Origin of the sequence: Paraburkholderia sp. BL6665CI2N2 (genome assembly GCF_004366535.1) — a bacterium.
In the GTDB taxonomy this organism is placed as follows: Bacteria; Pseudomonadota; Gammaproteobacteria; order Burkholderiales; family Burkholderiaceae; genus Paraburkholderia.
In genome coordinates this window covers 1713844-1732504 of record NZ_SORC01000001.1, presented here as the reverse complement: position 1 = coordinate 1732504, position 18661 = coordinate 1713844, and the positions used below count along the sequence as shown (strand labels likewise).

14 protein-coding genes and 2 pseudogenes are annotated in these 18661 nt (G+C 62.6%); 8 read left to right on the top strand and 8 right to left on the bottom strand.

Translation table 11 applies throughout. The features are described 5' to 3' along the window. Positions 1 to 1300: 1300 nt before the first annotated feature. The 7 genes and pseudogenes from B0G81_RS45560 to phaC form a co-directional block, all read left to right on the top strand. Positions 1301 to 1651, top strand: a pseudogene (locus tag B0G81_RS45560) (hypothetical protein); the annotation flags it as partial. Between the two features lie 122 nt (positions 1652 to 1773). After that, positions 1774 to 2778: an AraC family transcriptional regulator gene (locus B0G81_RS07730; protein WP_134134100.1), complete on the top strand. Its 1005-nt coding sequence runs from the start codon at positions 1774 to 1776 to the stop codon at positions 2776 to 2778. A 213-nt stretch (positions 2779 to 2991) separates the two neighbouring features. Continuing rightward, on the top strand, positions 2992 to 4794 hold the full coding sequence (locus B0G81_RS07725; protein WP_134134099.1) for an acyl-CoA dehydrogenase: 1803 nt from the start codon (positions 2992 to 2994) through the stop codon (positions 4792 to 4794). A 70-nt stretch (positions 4795 to 4864) separates the two neighbouring features. Then, a complete protein-coding gene (locus B0G81_RS07720) occupies positions 4865 to 5614 on the top strand; it encodes an electron transfer flavoprotein subunit beta/FixA family protein (protein WP_134134098.1) in 750 nt (249 codons plus the stop codon). Between the two features lie 22 nt (positions 5615 to 5636). Continuing rightward, a complete protein-coding gene (locus tag B0G81_RS07715; RefSeq protein WP_134134097.1) occupies positions 5637 to 6584 on the top strand; it encodes an FAD-binding protein in 948 nt (315 codons plus the stop codon). A gap of 84 nt (positions 6585 to 6668) precedes the next feature. Continuing rightward, entirely contained in the window at positions 6669 to 7139 is a 471-nt protein-coding gene (locus B0G81_RS07710) for a MaoC family dehydratase (protein ID WP_134134096.1), read from the top strand. A gap of 13 nt (positions 7140 to 7152) precedes the next feature. Beyond that, the gene (phaC, locus tag B0G81_RS07705; protein ID WP_208328514.1) at positions 7153 to 8895 is read left to right on the top strand and encodes a class I poly(R)-hydroxyalkanoic acid synthase; all 1743 of its coding nucleotides are present in this window, start codon (positions 7153 to 7155) and stop codon (positions 8893 to 8895) included. A gap of 111 nt (positions 8896 to 9006) precedes the next feature. Here the strand turns inward: phaC and B0G81_RS07700 are convergent. Then, a pseudogene (locus B0G81_RS07700) lies at positions 9007 to 9255 on the bottom strand (helix-turn-helix domain-containing protein); the annotation flags it as partial. 452 nt (positions 9256 to 9707) lie between these two features. On the opposite strand from B0G81_RS07700, the gene B0G81_RS07695 reads away from it, so the two are divergent. After that, positions 9708 to 10442, top strand: a complete 735-nt coding sequence (locus B0G81_RS07695) for an IS6 family transposase (protein ID WP_134134095.1) — start codon at positions 9708 to 9710, stop codon at positions 10440 to 10442. 171 nt (positions 10443 to 10613) lie between these two features. On the opposite strand, the gene B0G81_RS07690 is transcribed toward B0G81_RS07695, so the two are convergent. The 7 genes from B0G81_RS07690 to B0G81_RS07660 all read right to left on the bottom strand — a co-directional run bounded on the left by B0G81_RS07690 (position 10614) and on the right by B0G81_RS07660 (position 18582). After that, complete coding sequence (locus B0G81_RS07690) at positions 10614 to 11945, bottom strand: amidase (RefSeq protein ID WP_134134094.1); 1332 nt, start codon at positions 11943 to 11945, stop codon at positions 10614 to 10616. A gap of 20 nt (positions 11946 to 11965) precedes the next feature. Then, positions 11966 to 12940 carry an ABC transporter substrate-binding protein gene (locus tag B0G81_RS07685; protein ID WP_116120580.1) on the bottom strand — a complete coding sequence of 325 codons (975 nt, stop codon included), beginning with the start codon at positions 12938 to 12940 and terminating at the stop codon, positions 11966 to 11968. Between the two features lie 79 nt (positions 12941 to 13019). Beyond that, a complete protein-coding gene (locus B0G81_RS07680; RefSeq protein ID WP_116120578.1) occupies positions 13020 to 13874 on the bottom strand; it encodes an ABC transporter permease in 855 nt (284 codons plus the stop codon). Beyond that, positions 13871 to 14647 carry an ABC transporter ATP-binding protein gene (locus B0G81_RS07675; protein ID WP_116120576.1) on the bottom strand — a complete coding sequence of 259 codons (777 nt, stop codon included), beginning with the start codon at positions 14645 to 14647 and terminating at the stop codon, positions 13871 to 13873. The genes B0G81_RS07680 and B0G81_RS07675 overlap by 4 nt, the downstream gene beginning before the upstream one ends. 54 nt (positions 14648 to 14701) lie before the next feature. Beyond that, positions 14702 to 15991 (bottom strand): oxalate/formate MFS antiporter, encoded by a 1290-nt coding sequence (oxlT, locus tag B0G81_RS07670; RefSeq protein ID WP_134134093.1) that lies wholly within the window; start codon positions 15989 to 15991, stop codon positions 14702 to 14704. 110 nt (positions 15992 to 16101) lie between these two features. After that, positions 16102 to 17712, bottom strand: coding sequence for a gamma-glutamyltransferase family protein (locus tag B0G81_RS07665; protein WP_134134092.1), 1611 nt, complete (start codon positions 17710 to 17712; stop codon positions 16102 to 16104). A 123-nt stretch (positions 17713 to 17835) separates the two neighbouring features. Continuing rightward, positions 17836 to 18582 (bottom strand): GntR family transcriptional regulator, encoded by a 747-nt coding sequence (locus tag B0G81_RS07660; RefSeq protein WP_243856382.1) that lies wholly within the window; start codon positions 18580 to 18582, stop codon positions 17836 to 17838. Positions 18583 to 18661: the final 79 nt, after the last annotated feature.

Sequence of the window (18661 nt, the reverse complement as noted above, 5' to 3'; positions counted from 1 at the left end):
CTCCTCTCGTTGACGCCGGCACGACTGTCCTGGCTCGTTGAGGGTTGTTGGATTGCCCGCCGTGGTCGCCATGACTGTGAACATGCTGCGCCGCGTGCCGGCAGGCGTCGAACAACCCTCAAGGTCAGCGCCTGTTCGATTTTTCATGGACCGGTTCAAGATCGGCCAATTATCGGCAGGCTCGGCTGACCGAAGTGGCGCTCTATGAAGCAACCTTCACCTCCGGCAGTCGAATGGCCGTTTGATGGGGCGGAGCCGCCATCCGAATGTCCGGGTGACCCGACGGACGAATGACCCCTCATGGCCGAACGCGGGCCGACGGAGAACGCACTAAATCGACCCACGGCCGTCATTCAAGGCAGAGCATGGTCAACGGCCGCTTCCGAAACACATGAGCCATTGATCTCTCACGGGCATCGACGAATCTGGACAGCGTCAAGCAGAACGTCCGATTTGCCGACATTCATCTTGGCCGGTCGCTCGAGATGTTTGTCGCTGTTAGTCGCATGAAGCTTCCGCCGCGCTTGGCTGGGGTCAATAGTGAATTCTAGGGCGTTGGTCGCGCAAGCTCCTTTATCCGGCCAGGCGCCATTGTGATGCTCTCAATGACAAGCTGAAGCTTCCTCATCTGCTCCAATTCTTCGGGAAGCCTGTTACGCCGTGCATTAAGATCCCCGACCATTGCTAGTGCTCGCACAGCAGCGCCATTCGCCCCCGCACAAAAAACCTGGGTCGAAATCATGCCGCCCCCGCAGGTGCGAATCGAACGAAAGAGATAGGGCGGAGGGAACGCTGATGTAGGTGTCTCATTTTCGGGAGATTGTAGTTCTCCGACTCTGCCCGCACGAACGCAAATGGCGTATCCAGCCCGCCATCGATCACCGCGTAGCATATAGATTGGCCCTTTGCCTGTAAATTCGCAAATCCCGAGCCTTCGGGTCCTGCCCCCTCCAAGGCTCCGCGGTACGGAAAATCGCGCAGAAATGCCGTCTGCTTGTTGGCAACGTCTAGCCGCGACTGAAAATCCGTTTCAAGCAATTTCGCCCACGCAGTGAAGGTCGTCGCATACTTTTCAACCAGCGATGTAGTCGTGTCAGGCGGGAGACTTGGGATCTTGTGCGCAATAATTAGCATTATCAAGCCTGCCTCGACTGCCGCATACAACGGCATCCCCAAGGGCTTGTTGGTCTCACTTTCCCGATAGTTGGCTATTTGACCCAAACCCGTTGTTAAGTTGTCCGTCGCTAGCGGGAAGAGCGGGGGGCGTTTCAAACGGTGCCTGCTTTCTGCGGCGTTCTGCCTCCGCGCCGCGCAACGCGACGCGGTGATCGACTGCACACCGGCGAATTGCGATGCCGCGTGGGCGGCGACGAAACGCTATATCGTGCAGCATTCCGACACGCACGTGATCCGCGCGGACGCGGTCGCGGTCGATACTGACGTGCCCTACGATTCGGGCAAAGCAGCTTTCTCAGCGACCCGCGCGAACAAGAGCACGGGCGGCGCGCCGCTGTCGCTGTTCGCGCAGTGCCGCGGCATGTAGGGGCCCGACAGCGCGAAGGGCGACGACTATGACGAGTGCGCCGAGAAGATCCTGAAGATTCAGAACGGCTACGTGCCATATCTGCGCTCGCACGCATCGGCGCAATAGGCGGCAAGCTACCGGAACCACGGGGCCCCGAACGCGGCACTCGCGTAGCGATTCGCTGAACCCTCGCCACGATGCGGCGGGAGGCGCTATGCTGATGCGTCTTCGCCTCGCGGAACCCTTTCATGCAAGCTCCTGGCGCAACCGTACCGATCTCGCTCGTCAATGGGTTCCTCGGTAGCGTCGGGACGCGGCCAGATATCGTCGACCGGCATCTGTCGGCCGCGCACATCCCGCGCGCGCTTCTGGACCAGTCTGGAGCGCGCGTCACCGAGGAACAGTTCTCCGCGCTCTACCGCTCGCTCGCGATCGAACTCGACGATGAGATGCCCGGCGTTTTCTCGCGCCCGCTGCGCAGCGGCGCGCTCAAGTTTCTCTGCCTGAGCCTGCTCGATGCGCCGAATCTCGAAACCGCGATGCACCGGTTCGGCCAGTTCTTCCATCTCGTGCTGGACGACTTCCGCTTCGAGTCGCGCCGCGGCAACCTCGTCGCGAGCCTGGCGCTGCGTCCGGGAAGCACGGGAGCGCAACTCGGCATGCTGGGCCAGGAACTGGTGCTGAAGCTCGCGCATGGGATCGCGTCCTGGCTGATCGGTCAGCGGATTGCATTGTTGCAGGTGCAGTTCGCCTTTCCGCGTCCCGCTCACGCGCTCGAGTATCTTTATCTGTTTCCCGGACCGGCGAAGTTCGACTGCGCTCAGACCTCGATGCAGTTCAGCAGTAGCTATTTCGACCTGCCCGTGCGTCAGCGCAAGGCGAACCTGCGCAGGTTTCTCGCTCGCGCGCCGGAAGACTGGATCTTCGTTTCGTTCAACGAGCAGCTGTTCAGTTATCGCGTGCGGGAACATCTTGCGTCCCGGCTGCCCGACGTCCCCTCCATCGAAGAGGCGGCGGAAGGTCTGCACTGCTCGGTCAGAACGCTGTGCCGTCATCTTGCCGCCGAGGGCACGGCGTTCCAGGTGCTCAAGGACGAATTGCGCCGCGACATAGCGATTCAGCGCCTGACGGGCACGCACGAGCCCATCGCCATCATCGCGGGCGACGTCGGCTTCGGCGACCCCACCGCATTCCACAGAGCGTTCCGTCACTGGACCGGCAGCACCCCGGCGGCCTATCGCCGGGGTGGCTGATCGCGTCATATCGATGCGTCGGCAACACCCGCTGACGCAGTTCCCACGGGCGCCTACTCTCCCCGACATGGCCAGAGATGTCAATAGATCGTCCGGTTTGGACAACCGGGCAGGGCCTGTCCGACGCTACGATTCAGCCATACGTTACCCCGGCCGCATCGGTGCCAGACGGGTGACTTTCCCCCTACGGACTATCTGATCGGAAGAATGGTAATGAGCTACGTCGCGCCTCTCAAAGAAATGTTGTTTGCACTCACGGAACTGGCCGGAATCGACCAACTGGTGGGCTTGCCCGGCTGCGAGGAGGCAACCGCCGACACCGCTCGTGCGGTGCTCGAAGAGGCCGCGCGGCTGCACGAAGGCGTGCTGGCGCCGCTGAACGTCGACGGCGACCGCAGCCCGAGCACCTGGAAGGACGGCGTGGTGACCGCCACGGCCGGTTTCAAGGACGCGTTTCGCCAGTTCGGCGAAGGCGGCTGGCAGGGTTTGCAACATCCGTGTGAATACGGCGGTCAGGATCTGCCCAAGCTGCTGTCGACGCCCTGCATCGAAATGCTCAACGCCGCCAACCTGTCGCTGGGGCTGTGCCCGCTCCTGACCGACGGCGCGATCGAAGCGCTGCTGACGGCGGGTAGCGAGGAGCTGAAGCAGCGCTACGTGCCGAAGATGATCTCCGGTGAATGGACCGGCACGATGAATCTGACCGAGCCGCAAGCCGGCTCCGACCTCTCGCTCGTGCGCACCCGCGCCGAGCCGCAGGGCGACGGCTCGTACCGGATCTTCGGCACGAAGATTTTCATCACCTGGGGCGAGCACGACATGACGGAAAACATCGTGCATCTGGTGCTCGCACGCACGCCGGGCGCGCCTGAAGGCGTGAAAGGCATTTCGCTGTTCGTCGTGCCGAAGTTCCTCGTCAACGAAGACGGTTCGCTAGGCGAGCGCAACGACGCGCACTGCGTATCGATCGAACACAAGCTCGGCATCAAGGCGAGCCCGACCGCCGTGCTGCAGTTCGGCGATCACGGCGGCGCTATCGGGCAGCTCGTCGGCGAGGAGAACCGCGGTCTGGAGTACATGTTCATCATGATGAACGCGGCGCGCTTCGCCGTGGGAGTACAGGGCGTGGCGATCTCGGATCGCGCGTACCAGCAGGCCGTCGCGTATGCGAAGGAGCGCGTGCAGAGCCGTCCCGTGGATGGCTCCGCGAAGCAGTCGGTCGCGATCATCCAGCATCCCGACGTGCGGCGTATGCTCTCGACGATGCGCGCGCTGACCGAAGGCGCACGCGCTCTGGCCTATGTGTCGGCGTCGCACTGCGATCTCGCGCATCGTCATCCGGACGGCGCGACGCGTGCGAATCATCAGGCGATCTACGAATACCTGGTGCCGATCGTCAAGGGCTGGAGCACGGAGATGTCGCTGGAGGTGACGAGTCTCGGCGTGCAGGTGCACGGCGGCATGGGCTTCATCGAGGAAACCGGCGCCGCGCAGTACTACCGTGATGCGCGCATTCTGCCGATCTACGAAGGAACGACGGCGATCCAGGCCAACGACCTCGTCGGCCGCAAGACCATGCGCGACAACGGCGAGGTGGCCGGGATGCTGCTCGCGCAGATCGACGCGGCCCTGGCCGCGGTGCAAGCGCACCCCTCGTATGCTTCGAGCGCGGCTTTTCAGGCGATGCATCGTCATCTGTCCGCCGGCCGCGAGGCGTTGTACAGCGCGGTGCGCTACGTGGTCGAGAACGTCAAAAGCGACCCGAACGCGGTGTTCGCGGGCAGTGTCTCCTATCTGATGCTCGCGGGCATCGTGCTCGCGGGTTGGCAAGTCGCACGCTCGCTCGTGCTCGCGGCCGACAAACGCGATGAAGATCCGGCTTTCTATGACGCGAAGATCGCGACCGCGCACAGCTTCGCGATCCAGGTGCTGCCTGGTGCAGTCGCGCTCGAAGCGGCGATTCGCGGCGCTCGCGACGGCGAAGGCGCATTGGCGCTGCGCGAAGACCAGTTTTGATCGATCAAGAGACGTGATGTGCCATTTAAAGCGGTAGGGCTCGGCCCTGTCGATATGGAAGGAGAGTGTTGTGATAGTTCTTGTAGCAGTCAAGCGAGTGGTCGATTACAACGTGAAGGTCCGCGTGAAATCGGACAGTACGGGCGTCGATATCGCGAACGTGAAAATGTCGATGAATCCGTTCGACGAAATCGCGGTGGAAGAAGCCGTGCGTCTGAAGGAAGCGGGCGTCGCGACGGAGGTGATCGCCGTGTCGGCCGGTGTGACGCAGGCGCAGGAAACGCTGCGCACGGCGCTTGCGATCGGCGCGGACCGCGCGATCCTGATCGAATCGAACGAAGACCTGCAGCCGCTCGCGGTCGCGAAGCTGCTCAAGGCGCTGGTCGACAAGGAGCGGCCGCAGCTGGTGATCCTCGGCAAGCAGGCCATCGACGACGACTCCAATCAGACCGGCCAGATGCTCGCCGCGCTCGCGAATCTGCCGCAGGCGACGTTCGCGTCGAAGGTGGTCGTGGCGGACGGCAAGGCAACGGTGTCGCGTGAAGTGGACGGCGGCGCGGAAACGCTGTCGTTGACGCTGCCCGCTGTGGTCACCACTGATCTGCGCCTGAACGAGCCGCGCTACGTGACGCTGCCGAACATCATGAAGGCGAAGAAAAAGCCGCTGGAAACGATCAAGCCCGAGGAGCTCGGCGTCGATGTCACGCCGCGTCTGAAGACGCTGAAAGTCGCCGAGCCGCCGAAGCGCTCCGCCGGCGTGATGGTGCCGGATGTGAAGACGCTGGTCGAGAAGCTGAAGACCGAAGCCAAGGTGCTTTAAGTAGAACGCGGAGACAGAGCAGATGACGAACCTGGTAATAGCAGAACACGACAACGCGTCGATCAAGGCCGCGACGCTGAATACGATTGCAGCGGCGCAGAAGATTGGCGGCGACATTCACGTACTGGTCGCAGGTCACAACGCGCAGGCCGCGGCCGACGCGGCAGCGCAGATCGCCGGCGTTTCGAAAGTGCTGCTTGCCGACGCGCCGCAACTCGCCGCGGGCCTCGCGGAAAACGTCGAAGCAACGGTGCTGACGCTGGTGCAAGATGCGGCGAAGCACTACACGCACATCCTCGCGCCGGCCACCGCCTACGGCAAAAACATCGCGCCGCGTATCGCCGCGAAGCTCGACGCCGCGCAGATCAGCGACATCACGGCAGTGGATAGCGCCGACACGTTCGAACGCCCGATCTATGCAGGCAACGCGATCGCCACGGTTCAGTCTCAGGATCCGTTCAAGGTCATCACCGTGCGCTCTACGGGCTTCGACGCAGTCGCCGCCGTTGGCGGCAGCGCAGCGGTCGAGAAGATCGAAGCGGCAGCCGACGCAGGCATCTCGCAGTTCGTGAGCCGCGAAGTGACGAAGCTCGATCGTCCGGAGCTGACCAGCGCGAAGATCATCGTGTCGGGTGGCCGCGGTCTGGGCAGCGGCGAGAACTACACGAAGGTGCTGAAACCGCTGGCCGACAGGCTCGGCGCGGCGCTGGGCGCCTCGCGCGCGGCCGTCGACGCGGGCTTCGTGCCGAACGACTATCAGGTCGGCCAGACGGGCAAGATCGTCGCGCCGCAACTGTACGTCGCGGTCGGCATCTCGGGTGCGATCCAGCACCTCGCGGGCATGAAGGACTCGAAGGTCATCGTCGCGATCAACAAGGACGAAGAAGCGCCGATTTTCAGCGTCGCCGATTACGGTCTCGTTGGCGATCTGTTCGCCGTCGTGCCGGAACTCGAGCACGCTCTGGGCTAACCGCATCCAGCGGTGAGATCCCCGTCCCCATGCGTAGTACGCATCCAGCACAGGGCAAACACCTGCCCGACAAGTGGAACAATCATGAATGAGCTTAACGGATACGATTTCGAAGACCTGCGACCGGGCATGAGCGCCCATTTCGCCAAGACCATCACGGAGGCGGACATTCTGCTGTTCGCAGGCGCGTCGGGCGACATCAACGCGGTCCACATCAACGAGGAGTTTGCGCAAACGACACCCTTCAAGGGGCGCATCGCTCACGGGATGCTGACCGCGAGCATCATCTCCGCGGCAATCGCGGGGCGGCTGCCTGGCCCGGGCACGATCTACCTCGGTCAGAACCTGCGTTTCAAGGCGCCAGTTCGACCTGGCGACACCGTTCAGGCGGAAGTGACCGTCAAGGAACTGATTCACGACAAACGCCGCGTGGTGCTGTCCACCGTTTGCACGGTCGGCGGCAAGGTGGTGATCGAAGGCGACGCCGTGGTGATGCCGACGTCGTGCGCCGACCGTGTCGAGGCGAGCGCGGCTTGCGCCGTCGCCAACGGATGACAGCGAGTTCGCCATGAGAATGCCATTTAGCATGCCACACGAGTTCTCCACGGGCTGGGTCAACGCCGGCTTCGATTTCTGGCGCATTTCGCCCGTCATGGGTTGGCCCGCGACGAAGGTGCTCGACGCCGAGCGCGCTGACATCGATACCCACGGGCTCGTCGCGCGAGGCACCATGACGCACGCGAGCACCCAATACCTGCAACAGCATGCTGAACTGTGGGGCGACGCCGTCGCCGGATTGATCGGCGCGCGGCCCGCAGTGAAGTCGGTCGCCGAGCCCGAGCATGGAGACCGGCGGTTTCACGACGACGACTGGTCCAGCAACGGCTGGTACAGCCTTCTGAAACAGAGCTATCTGATCAATGCCCGGGCGCTCGCGGAACTCGTCGAGGCGAGCATCCTCGATGAAAAGGACAAGCACAAGCTGCGCTTTTTCACGCGTCAATTCATCGACTTCGCGAGCCCCGCGAATTTCGCCGTGACGAATCCCGAGGTCATCCGGGTGGCGGTGGAATCGGGCGGATCGAGTCTGCTCGCGGGCTTGACGCAACTGCTCGACGACCTGGGCAACGGCTCGATTTCGATCACCGATCAAAGCGCGTTCGAAGTGGGCCGCAGCGTCGCCACATCGAGCGGCGCGGTGGTCTATGAAAACGATCTGTTGCAGCTAATCCAGTACGCACCGCTGACGCCGAAGGTCGCCGCAAGACCGCTCGTGATCGTTCCTCCGTCTATCAACAAGTTCTACATTCTGGATCTTCAGCCGGAGAATTCCTTCGTGCGCTTCGCCTGCGAGCAGGGGCTGACCGTGTTCGTCGTGTCCTGGCGCAATCCGCAGCAGGACATGGCGCAGACCACATGGGACGCCTACCTCGAGGATGGCGTGATGCAGGCGATCAGCGTCGCGCGTGCCATCAGCCGGGCCGACAAGGTCAACGCATTGGGCTGGTGCGTGGGAGGCACGATGCTGTCGTCGGCGCTGGCGATCATGCGGGCGAACGGCGAAGACCCCGTGGCGAGCCTGACGCTGTTGACGGCGCTGCTCGACTTCAATGACCCGGGTGATCTCGGCGTCTTCATCGACGAGCAGGGTGTGTCGCTGCGCGAGCGGACGATCGGTGGTGGCGGGCTTTATTCCGGGCGCGAACTCGGCTTCGTATTCCAGTCGCTGCGTGCCAACGATCTAATCTGGCCGTATGTCGTGAACAACTACCTGAAAGGCAAAACCCCGGCTGCGTTCGATCTGCTTTACTGGAACGCGGACACGACCAATTTGCCCGGCCCGATGTACAGCTACTATCTGCGCAACATGTACCTCGAAAACAGTCTGTGCGTGCCGAACAAACTGACCTGTTGCGATACGCCCGTCGATCTCGGCAACATCGATATGCCGAGCTATCTGATGGCGGCCGACGAAGATCACATCGTGCCGTGGCGATCCGCGTATCGATCGACGCAGTTACTGGGCGGTCAAACTGAGTTCGTGCTGGGGGCAAGCGGCCATATCGCCGGCGTGATCAATCCGGCGTCGAAGAACAAACGCAGCTACTGGACCAACGATACCTGCGACGAGAATGCCGACGACTGGCGCGCAACGGCGGTTCAGCGGCGCGGCAGCTGGTGGAATCACTGGATAAACTGGGTCAAACAGCATTCCGGCGAACAGGTCGAGGCGCGTGCGAAGCTCGGCAATCGAAAGTACAAGACCATCGAGAGCGCGCCGGGCCGGTATGTGAAGCTTCGTGCCGCATGACCGGATGGCCATGGCGCGTACCGCGTGAACGGAGGGTGATGTTCAGTGCATCACCCTCCGTTTTTTTGTCTTCACTTGCGGCGCGCCTCATCATTTCGAATGGCTCGCGCGTCAGTGGCGCGGCGTCATGTGGAAGCGAGACACGAACCAGTTCGTGAACGATCCCTGTTGCGCATACCCGAGAAGCGCCGAGACCCGTCCGATCGGATAGCTGGGATTGCTCATGTAGCGCACGGCAAGTTCTCCACGGACTTCCTCCACCTGATCCGAGAAGCTGGTGCCGGCCGAATTCAACTGGCGCTGCATGGTGCGCACGCTCAGACACAAATGACGGGCAACCAGCTCGGCGTTCGTCTGCTCTGGGCACACGTGGCGAGAACGCGGTACGGTCTTCCCGGTGCCATCCCCCGCGAAGTCGAACCCCCGCGCTTGGTGGTGCCAGTCTGCCGACCGGAAAATATTGTGCTGCCCGTCAGCAAATGCGTAACCAGAGGGGACACCGACTCGGATGGCCGGTTACGGGGGCGGAGCCGACGCCTGAATGTCCAGCCGTCGTCGCATGTGAACGGCGGTTTGTGGCCGAGAATACGCATTCACGGCAACCGCCGGTATGCGGTCGTTGAAGTTTTCAGCGGCCGCTCTATAGAACGTTGATCGAACTGGCGCTATCGGCCATGACGAGTCATTCGCTCGCAATGCCGTTCAGACATTGAGGCGTCTGCTCCACCCGGCGGATTCAACCGGTGGATGCAACACACTAGAAGCTGCGTGAGCGTTGTCACGTTACCGTGGCGGTCGCGTAAGATGACGCGATGAAAAAGACGAACTCGCTCTATCAAGGTCACCGCTTTCCCGCCGCAGTCATCAGTTGCGCGGTGCGTTGGTATTTCCGCTTCCAACTGAGCCTGCGCGATATTGAGGAATTGCTGTTCGAACGCGGCGTGGTGGTGAGCTACGAGACGATCCGCCGATGGTGCGACAAGTTCGGCGTGGGCTTCGCGCATCGCGTCAAGGTTGCGCGCCGCAAACCAGGCAGCACCTGGCATCTCGATGAGATGTTCGTGACGCTGCGCGGTGAGCCATACCTGCTGTGGCGGGCCGTCGATGAGCATGGTGCCGAACTCGAGATCCTGTTGCAGAAGCGGCGTGACAAGGCTGCAGCCAAACGTTTCTTCAACCGCGTACTTCGCTCATGCCCTGCGCCGCGCAAGATCGTGACCGACCAGTTGCGCAGCTACCCGGCCGCAAAGGCCGACATTCCCGAATTGGCGAACGTCAAACACGTGTTCGTTAAAGCCGCTGCGCGCGTGAACAACCGAGCGGAGAACAGCCACCAACCTACCCGCGAACGCGAGCGTCGCATGCGGGGATTTCGCGATTGCAAACGCACGCAGGCATTCCTCTCGTGTTTCGGTCCGATACGGCAGCATTTCGCGCTCAAGCGGCATCTGCTGCGGGCTTCGCTCTATCGAAAACACCTCGCGGCTCGATTCGCTGCGTGGCACGAATTCACCGACCTCACCCAGAATCCGTCGAATGCTTGCTGAGCAATGATGACCTCTGTCACCATTTCGTCTCGCTACCGGCAAGTTGACAAAGCGGTCTTCAGACATCTACCTGTCCGCTATGTTTCTGATTTGTATGTAAACAAATCGGCAAGGCTAGGAGCGGTTCAGTTAACCCGTGTTGCGTCACAACAAGGTCAACGTTTCCCCGCGCTAAATCTCGACGGCTCGCTCCGCCACCGCCGCCGTCCACCCCGCGCGCGCCTCGACCCACTCCGCGAGCGCTAGCAACTGCGCATCGCCGTGCGCGGCGCCCACAAGTTGCGCACCAAGCGGCAGGCCAGCGGGCCCGAACCCCACCGGAACAGTCACGGCTGGTACACCTAGATACGTCCACGGCGCGCAGAACGAGGCATCGCCGGTGAATTCAAGTCCACGCGGCGGCTCGCCCGTTGCGGGCGCAACGAGCAGCGCATCGAGCCCCATCGTCTGCGCCAGCCATGCGTTAAAGCGCAGCGCCATCGGAACCTGCAATGCCTTGATCCCCGCATAAATCGTGGCGTGCAGCGCGCGCCCTTCTTCGATAAGACCGCGCATCGAAGGACTGACGAGTTCCGGCGTGCGATCGACCAGATCGCCGTGCGTGACCGCCGCTTCCACCGACATCAGTTGCAGCGCGTAGGCCGGCGTCTCGAACAACTCAGCCGGAAGATCGACCGTGACGATCTCAGCCCCGTCACGCGCCAGGCGGGCCGCAAGCCGGTCGAGCGCCGCCTGCTGCGCGGGCTCAACAGCGCCGCCCACCTGCCGTCTCAACACACCGATGCGCCGCCCCCCAGGCCGATCCGCTTTTAACGCGATATGCGAAACATGCGGGTCGCGCGCGTCCGTACCGGACACGAACTTCAGCGTGTACGCGATGTCCGCCACCCGCCTCGCAAACAGCCCAACGTGGTCGAGCGACCACGCGAGCGGCAATACGCCTGTGCGCGCAATCGCACCGTACGTGGGCATGAAGCCGACGATCCCGCAATACGCCGCGGGCCGGATGACGGAGCCCTGGGTCTGCGTGCCGAACGCAAGCGGTACGATGCCGGCGGCAACGGCCGCCGCCGATCCGCTCGACGATCCGCCCGGCGTGTACGCGCTATTCCACGGATTGACGGTCGGCCCAGGATTGCGCCATGCGAATTCCGTAGTCACAGTCTTGCCGAGAATCGACGCGCCGGCCGCGCGCAGACGCGCCACGACCCACGCATCGTGCTCGGGGCGTCGCCCCTTGTACGCGGCCGAGTTGAACTCGGTGGGCATGTCGGCGGTGTCGATGACGTCCTTCACCGCGACAGGCACACCCGCGAGCGGCGCAACTCGATCCGCACGGTTGAAGGACGGTGTATCCGGCAAATAACAGAAGGCACGCAATCCGGATTGCGAATCTCTCGCCACGTCGAACGCGCGGGAAACGTAATGCTCGACGCCGACCTCGCCTGACGCGACGGCAGCGCGGATTTCCTGCACGGTCGAAGATTCGTAGAACGTGGTCATGGAAGTGTTGGATTCCCGGTTCATTTGGCGGCGAGCGCCGGTTGAATGTAGGTGTGGACGATGAAGGCATCGTACTTCGGCTGCGCTTTCAGGTTACCGAGGGCAATCTGTGTATCCATCGCAACCTTAAGCGCCTGGGGCGTAATGTCGACACTCTTCGGATACACGCCCTCGGTTAGCATGCGCTTGACGGCCGCATCGACCACGACGGGGTCGAGCGTCGGAAACTCCTTGCGCGCGATAGCAGCCGTTTCAGCAGGATTGCTTTGCATATACGACAGCGCCCCCTGCAGGCCCTTTACGAAACGCGCGGCGGCATCGGGGTCGACGCTCCGTTTGGCCGTGATCGACGAAAATGCGTACTCGCCATAGTGCTGCGGAAAGCCGAGCACGACTTTCATACCCTTCGCGACCGCCTGGTCGAGGCCCGGCTCATACATTACCGCGATCTTCGCCTGTGCGGCCACCAGCGGCCCGATTTCAGAGCCAAGCGGGACCTGCATCAACTTGACGTCGCTTTGCGACATGCCGTTCTCCTTCAACAGCTTGAAGAACAGTGACGTGCTGGTGGTCGGCATCTGCCCCGACACCACAACCTGATCCTTGACGTCCTTGATGCTGTTAAATTTCACACCGGGCGCAACGGCAATCCACACGGCCGCACCATTGACCACGTTCGCAATCACGTCGACGTCCGCGCCCTTCTCGGCTGCGACAGCCGTCCACTCTGGGCCATGCAGCGAGAATTCGGCGCTTCCCGAGAGCACCGCCGATAGCGCCGCGCTCGGACTGCCCGCCGTCTGCTTGTTGACGTCGAGTCCTTCTCTGGCGAAGAAGCCACCGTCGATCGCAACATAGAGCGGCAGATAGAGCATCGACTGGAAGGCCTGCGAGATGGTGACTTTCTTGTCGGCGGCGAGCGCCGGCATCGAAACCGATGCGGCAGCGAGTGCGAAGGCAGTCGTCAGTGCCGCGAGTGCTTTTCTTGCGTTCATGCCATCGTCCTGTATTAAATGAAGAGATTTGACAATACGAAATACCTTCAGACCTTCAGACCTTCAGACCTTCAGACCTTCAGACCTTCAGCGAGCTGGCATTCGACGCCTGCCGCCACGGCAGCAGCTTGCGTTCGATCGTGTCGATCAGGAAGTAGAGAACGAAGCCGATCGCCATCAGCACGAAAAGTCCCGCCCACACCGTGTTGAGGTCGTACAGGCTCGACGCGGTGAAAATCATGTGCCCGAGCCCCTTCTCCGACGAGATAAACTCGCCCACGACCGCGCCGACGAGACCGAATCCGACGTTGATGCGGAACGTCGAGATCACATACGGAAGCGTGAACGGCACCACCACCTTCATGAACACGTCGTTCTTCTGGGCGCCGAGCGTGACGAGCAGCGCCTGCAGATCCGGATCGGCGTCTTTCGCCGCTTCATAGGCCGCAATCAGCGCGACGATGGCCGTCAGCGAAATCGCGAGCGCGACCTTCGATACGAGGCCGGTGCCGAACCACAGGATCACGATCGGTGCGAACGCGATCTTCGGCACGCTGTTGATCGCGACGATGAACGGTTCGGTCAGCCGCGCGACGAACGGCGAGTACCAGAGCGCGAGTCCGCATACCGAGCCCACCGCAGTGCCGAACACGAAGCCGAGAATTGCTTCGAAAAGCGTGTAGCCGGTATCGATGAAGAGTTGACCGGACTGCATGTCGCGCACCAGCGCTGCGAAGATTTTCGACGGCGAGCCGACCAGAAAATTCGACACCCAGCCTGCGCGCGCCGCACCCTCCCATACCGCAAAGAACGCAATGACGGCCACGAGTTGCAAAAGCGCCCGGCCCCAGCCGCTATCCAGCGCGAGCCGTGATCGCGCTTTCGCTGCACGCTGTTGCGGCACCGATTTATCGATCGAAACGGATTGCGTCATGCTGCCCTCACCTCGGTCTGGATATCGAGTTCGCCGCACAACGCGTGGAAGTAACCCGCGAAGTTCGGATCGCTGCGCGCGCCGATCGGCGTGCGGGCGGCGATGTCGATGTCGTAGATCTTCTTCACCTGCGAAGGCCGGCCGCCGAGCACGACCACGCGTTTCGACAACGCTACGGCTTCGTCGATGTCGTGCGTCACGAGCACCACTGTCTTGTTGAACGTTTCCACGGCTTCCATCAGCACACCTTCAAGATAGAGCCGTGTCTGATAGTCGAGTGCCGAGAACGGCTCGTCGAGCAGGATGATGTCGGGGTCGTTGATGAGCGTGCGAATCAACGCCACGCGCTGACGCATGCCGCCCGACAGCATGCGCGGGTACGCATTTTCGAAACCCGCGAGACCGTATGTGTTGAGGTACTCCATCGCCATCTCGCGTGCTTGCGCCGCCGGCATCTTCTTCAGTTCCGGCCCGATCAGCACATTCTGCAGGACGGTGCGCCACGGCAGCAGCAGGTCCCGCTGCATCATGTAGCCAACCCTGCCGCGCAGGCTTTCAATGGGCTGCCCGCGATACACGATCTCGCCGCTATCGGACTCGAGCAGCCCCGCAACGATATTGAAGACAGTTGTCTTGCCGCAGCCCGAAGGCCCGATGATGCTGACGAAATCTCGCTCGTGAATATCGAAGGTGAGTCCACCTAGCACATCGACCGAGCGCATCTTGTTCGAAAACGATTTGCGGATATTGCGTAAAGCCAGTTGAACGGACATAGGTGTTCCTCAATGGCAAACAGTCAAGCAAGGAGGGGCCAGCGAATGGCTCCCTCAAAAACGTTGCGCAACCGCAAGGAAACGGCGGCGCATCGGCTTGAGTACCGCAATCGCGAGCACCGCGGTGACAATGTCGAGCGTGATCGCTGCGCCGAACACCGGCAACCAGCTACCCGCGCGCTGATGCATCAGCGCCGCGAGCGGGCCGCCCAAAATCGAGCCGATGCCTTGCGAAATGTAGAGCCAGCCATAGTTTTCCGTGGCATGCCGCGTGCCGAACGTGTCGGTCAGCGTCGCCGGGAACAGCGAGAAGATTTCGCCCCAGCCAAAGAACACCACGCCCGAGAGCAACACGAACAGCACCGCGTTATCGCGCGTGAACAGCCACAGCGCCATCGCGATGCCTTCCAGGGCGAACGCGAAGAACATCGTGTTTTCGCGGCCGAGTTTGTCGGACACCCAGCCGAACAGCGGACGCGTGAGCCCGTTTGTGAAGCGGTCGATCGTCAGCGCAAGCGGAAGCGCGGCCATGCCGAACACGAGCACTTTGGTCACGCCGAAATCGGCGGCGAAGGTGGCCATTTGCGACGTGACCATCAGACCGGATGTCGACATCATCGTCATCATGGCGAACATCAGCCAGAAAATCGGCGTCCTGAGCGTTTGTGACGGGCGCAGATTGGCCACCGCCGAACCGACGTCATTCACATTGCCGCCGGCGGCATCATGCGCGGGCGGCACACGCAGGCCCTGCGATGCCAACAGCCCCACCACCGCGAACGCGATGCCGAACATCCACAGCGTGGCCTCTACACCGCGCGCCTGCAACGACGCTGCGATCGGAAACGTCGTGACGATCGCGCCCATGCCATAGCCGGCGGCGACAGCACCCGCCGCGAAGCCTCGCTGCGCCGGGAACCAGCGCACCATTAGCCCGACAACACCGACATATACGATGCCCGTGCCAAGGCCGCCGATCGCGCCATAGGTCAGATAGAGCATCGGCGCACTCTGGACCTGCGATGCGAACACCCAGCTCAGGCCGGACATCACCGTGCCGAACGAAATCAGCGTGCGCGGACCGAAGCGATCGATCAGCTTGCCCTGAAACGGCGAGAAGAACGTCTGCAGAATGATCAGCAACGAGAACGTCACCTGCAGTTCAGGCAACGCGATGCCCAGTTTCGCGGCGAGCGGTTTGGTCATCAACGTCCAGACGTATTGCGGACTCGAGATCGCCATCATGCAGACGAGACCCAGCCCAAGTTGAATCCAGCGGTTATGCGTGGCGGACGTCGAGGCATTCTCGATACGCGGCGCCGTCGGTTGCAAGCGTGTGTTCATGGTGTTCTCCGTTTCCTGAGCGCATGCCAGCCGGCATGCGCGGGACGTGCGCCGTCCTCCGGGCCTGAGCGCCCGGAACTGCAAGTCGTTTGAGAAAAAGCGCGCGGTGTCTACCAGCCCGCAGCGGCCCCGTCACTGCGCGGATCGTAGCCCGCTTCGATTAATCCATCAGGATGCCGGACGATTGCGCCAGCGTGCCCCATCGCTTCGTCGTAAGGTGCCATCATCTCGACCTCGTGCCCGAACGCACTGAGCGTTGCTGCCGTGTGCGCGGCGAAGCGTGGTTCGAGCTTGAGCGTGTCGGTCGATTGGCCCCATGTGCGGCCGAGCAGCCAGCGAGGCGCATCGATCGCCGCCTGCGGGTTCCAGCCGAAATTCGCGATGCGGGAAAACACGGCGCTTTGCGATTGGGGCTGTCCGTCTCCGCCCATGTTGCCGTACACCATCGTGCGGCCATCGGTAAAGCGCGCCAGCGCCGGATTGAGTGTGTGAAATGGCCTGCGCCGCGGCATCAGCGGATTGAGCGCGTGCTCGTCGAGCGAGAAACTGCAGCCGCGGTTCTGCCAGTTGATGCCGGAGCCCGGCAGGACGATGCCGCTGCCGAACTCGTGATAAATGCTCTGGATGAAGCTGACCGCCACGCCCTCGCTATCCGTCACGCCTAGCCATACGGTGTCGCCCGGTCCGCGACCGGCCGGCCAAGGCGCGGCTCGCGTCGGCGAGACGCGCGCGGCCATCGCGTCGAGTGCGGCCGGTTCGAGCAGCGTGGCGGGATCAACCTTCATGTGATCGGGATCGGTGACGTGCGCGTCGCGAATCGCGAAAGCAAGCTTGGTTGCCTCGACGCAGGCGTGGACGAACTCAGGCCCGAGCGGATCCATGTCTTTCGTCAGCACGCGGTCGAGAATGCCGAGAATCAGCAGCGACACGAGACCCTGTGTCGGCGGCGGCATGTTGTAGATCGTGCCGAGCGAATGTCGCAGTGCGAGCGGCTTGCGCAAGCGCGCCTCGTGCCGTTCGAGATCGGCAAGCGCAAGTAGCGAGCCGACGGACTGAAGATCGCTCGCGATGCTGCGCGCGAGATCCCCGCGATAGAAGTCGTCGAGACCTGCTTCGGCGAGGCGCTCCAGAGTCGCGCCGAGACGCGGTGCGACAAAGCGCTCGCCCGCTGCAGGCGCACGGCCGTCATGCAGAAACGTAGCCGCGAAACCGGCGATCGGGCTCAGTTCGGCGCGCCGGCTGTCGACACATTGCGCCTGGCTGCGCGTGACGGGCACGCCGGACTTCGCGTAGTGAATGGCGTCTTCGAGAAGACGCTTGACGGGCAGCTTGCCGCCGAGCACGTCCCTCGACCAGCGGTGCGCGAGTTGCCAGCCGGACACGGTGCCCGCGACGGTGTTCGCGGCCAGCGGGCCGCGCGTCGGAATCGTCGCGTGTCCGCGCGAGCGGTACGCGTCGATTGTGGCGGCCAATGCGGCCGCGCCGCACGCCTCGATGCCCACCGGCTCCGCGCCGGGGCGAGAGATTAGCCAGAAGCCGTCGCCGCCAATGCTGTTCATGTGCGGATAGACGGCTGCGATAGTCGCGGCAGCGGCAATCATGGCTTCGACGGCGTTGCCGCCGTCCCGCATGATGGCCAACGCGCTCTGCGCCGCGAGCGCATTCGGCGCGACGGCCATGCCACGCGCGCCGCGCGTCGGATTCAGAAAACTAGATGACATATGGACGGGGATTTTGCTTGTATACATACCCGCCATTAATGCGAGAAGCATGCCAGCACGCGAGTCGCCCGCCCATGCGCGCCAGATAAGGTTTCGCACGGCTCGGTACGCGCGGCGATGTCGCTACTTGGTGCCCCGCAGCCTGGGTGGTGCATAGGGGACCGCGTTCGGCCCCATTGCAGTGCGTGCACGTTGCAGGCGCTCGCCCGTCAAGGTGCGCACCGCAACGCGGCTACCCTCGATATGGCGCGCGATCAACGCAACACTACGATCCGTTTCGCGACAACGGATTGCATCGAGGATCGCCACATGTTCGTCGTAGGTTTCGTCGATGCAGTCGCCGTACACGAGATCGAGCCGCCGCACGACCCGGATGCGATCGGTCACGCGCTGCATCGCATTGGTCAGCTCGGCGTTATCGGCGGCCTGCACGAGGGCGTGATGAAATGCCTCGTCGAGCGCGACCATCTCGCGGCCGTCACGCCGACGATGAGCACGCCGGATCTTCCAGATTTGTTCGAGCTGACCGAGCATCTGTGCGACGCCTTCGGAGAGTTCTCCTTCGGCACTCGCAAGCTTCGAGACCGCGAAGGTTTCAATCAGCTTGCGCATTTCGTACAGGTCTTCGAAGCGCTTGAAATCGACCGGCACGACTTCCCAGCCGCCGCGCACATAGCCGCGCATCAGGCCGTCACTTTGCAGGCGCTGCAAGGCCTCGCGCGCAGGTGTGCGGGACACGCCGAAGCGCTCGGCGATGCTGCCTTCCGTCACTCGGTCGCCGGGCAGCAGGCGCATATCGAAGATATCTTCGCGAACGCTGATATACACATGATCAGCCCGCGAGGGGGGAATGCCGGTGATGTCGTTCACGCTTGGAACCTGAGTTGGCGAGGGTCGGGGCTGAGATTATTGTCCGACCCGAACGCACCATGTCAACAGGCAATGAAAA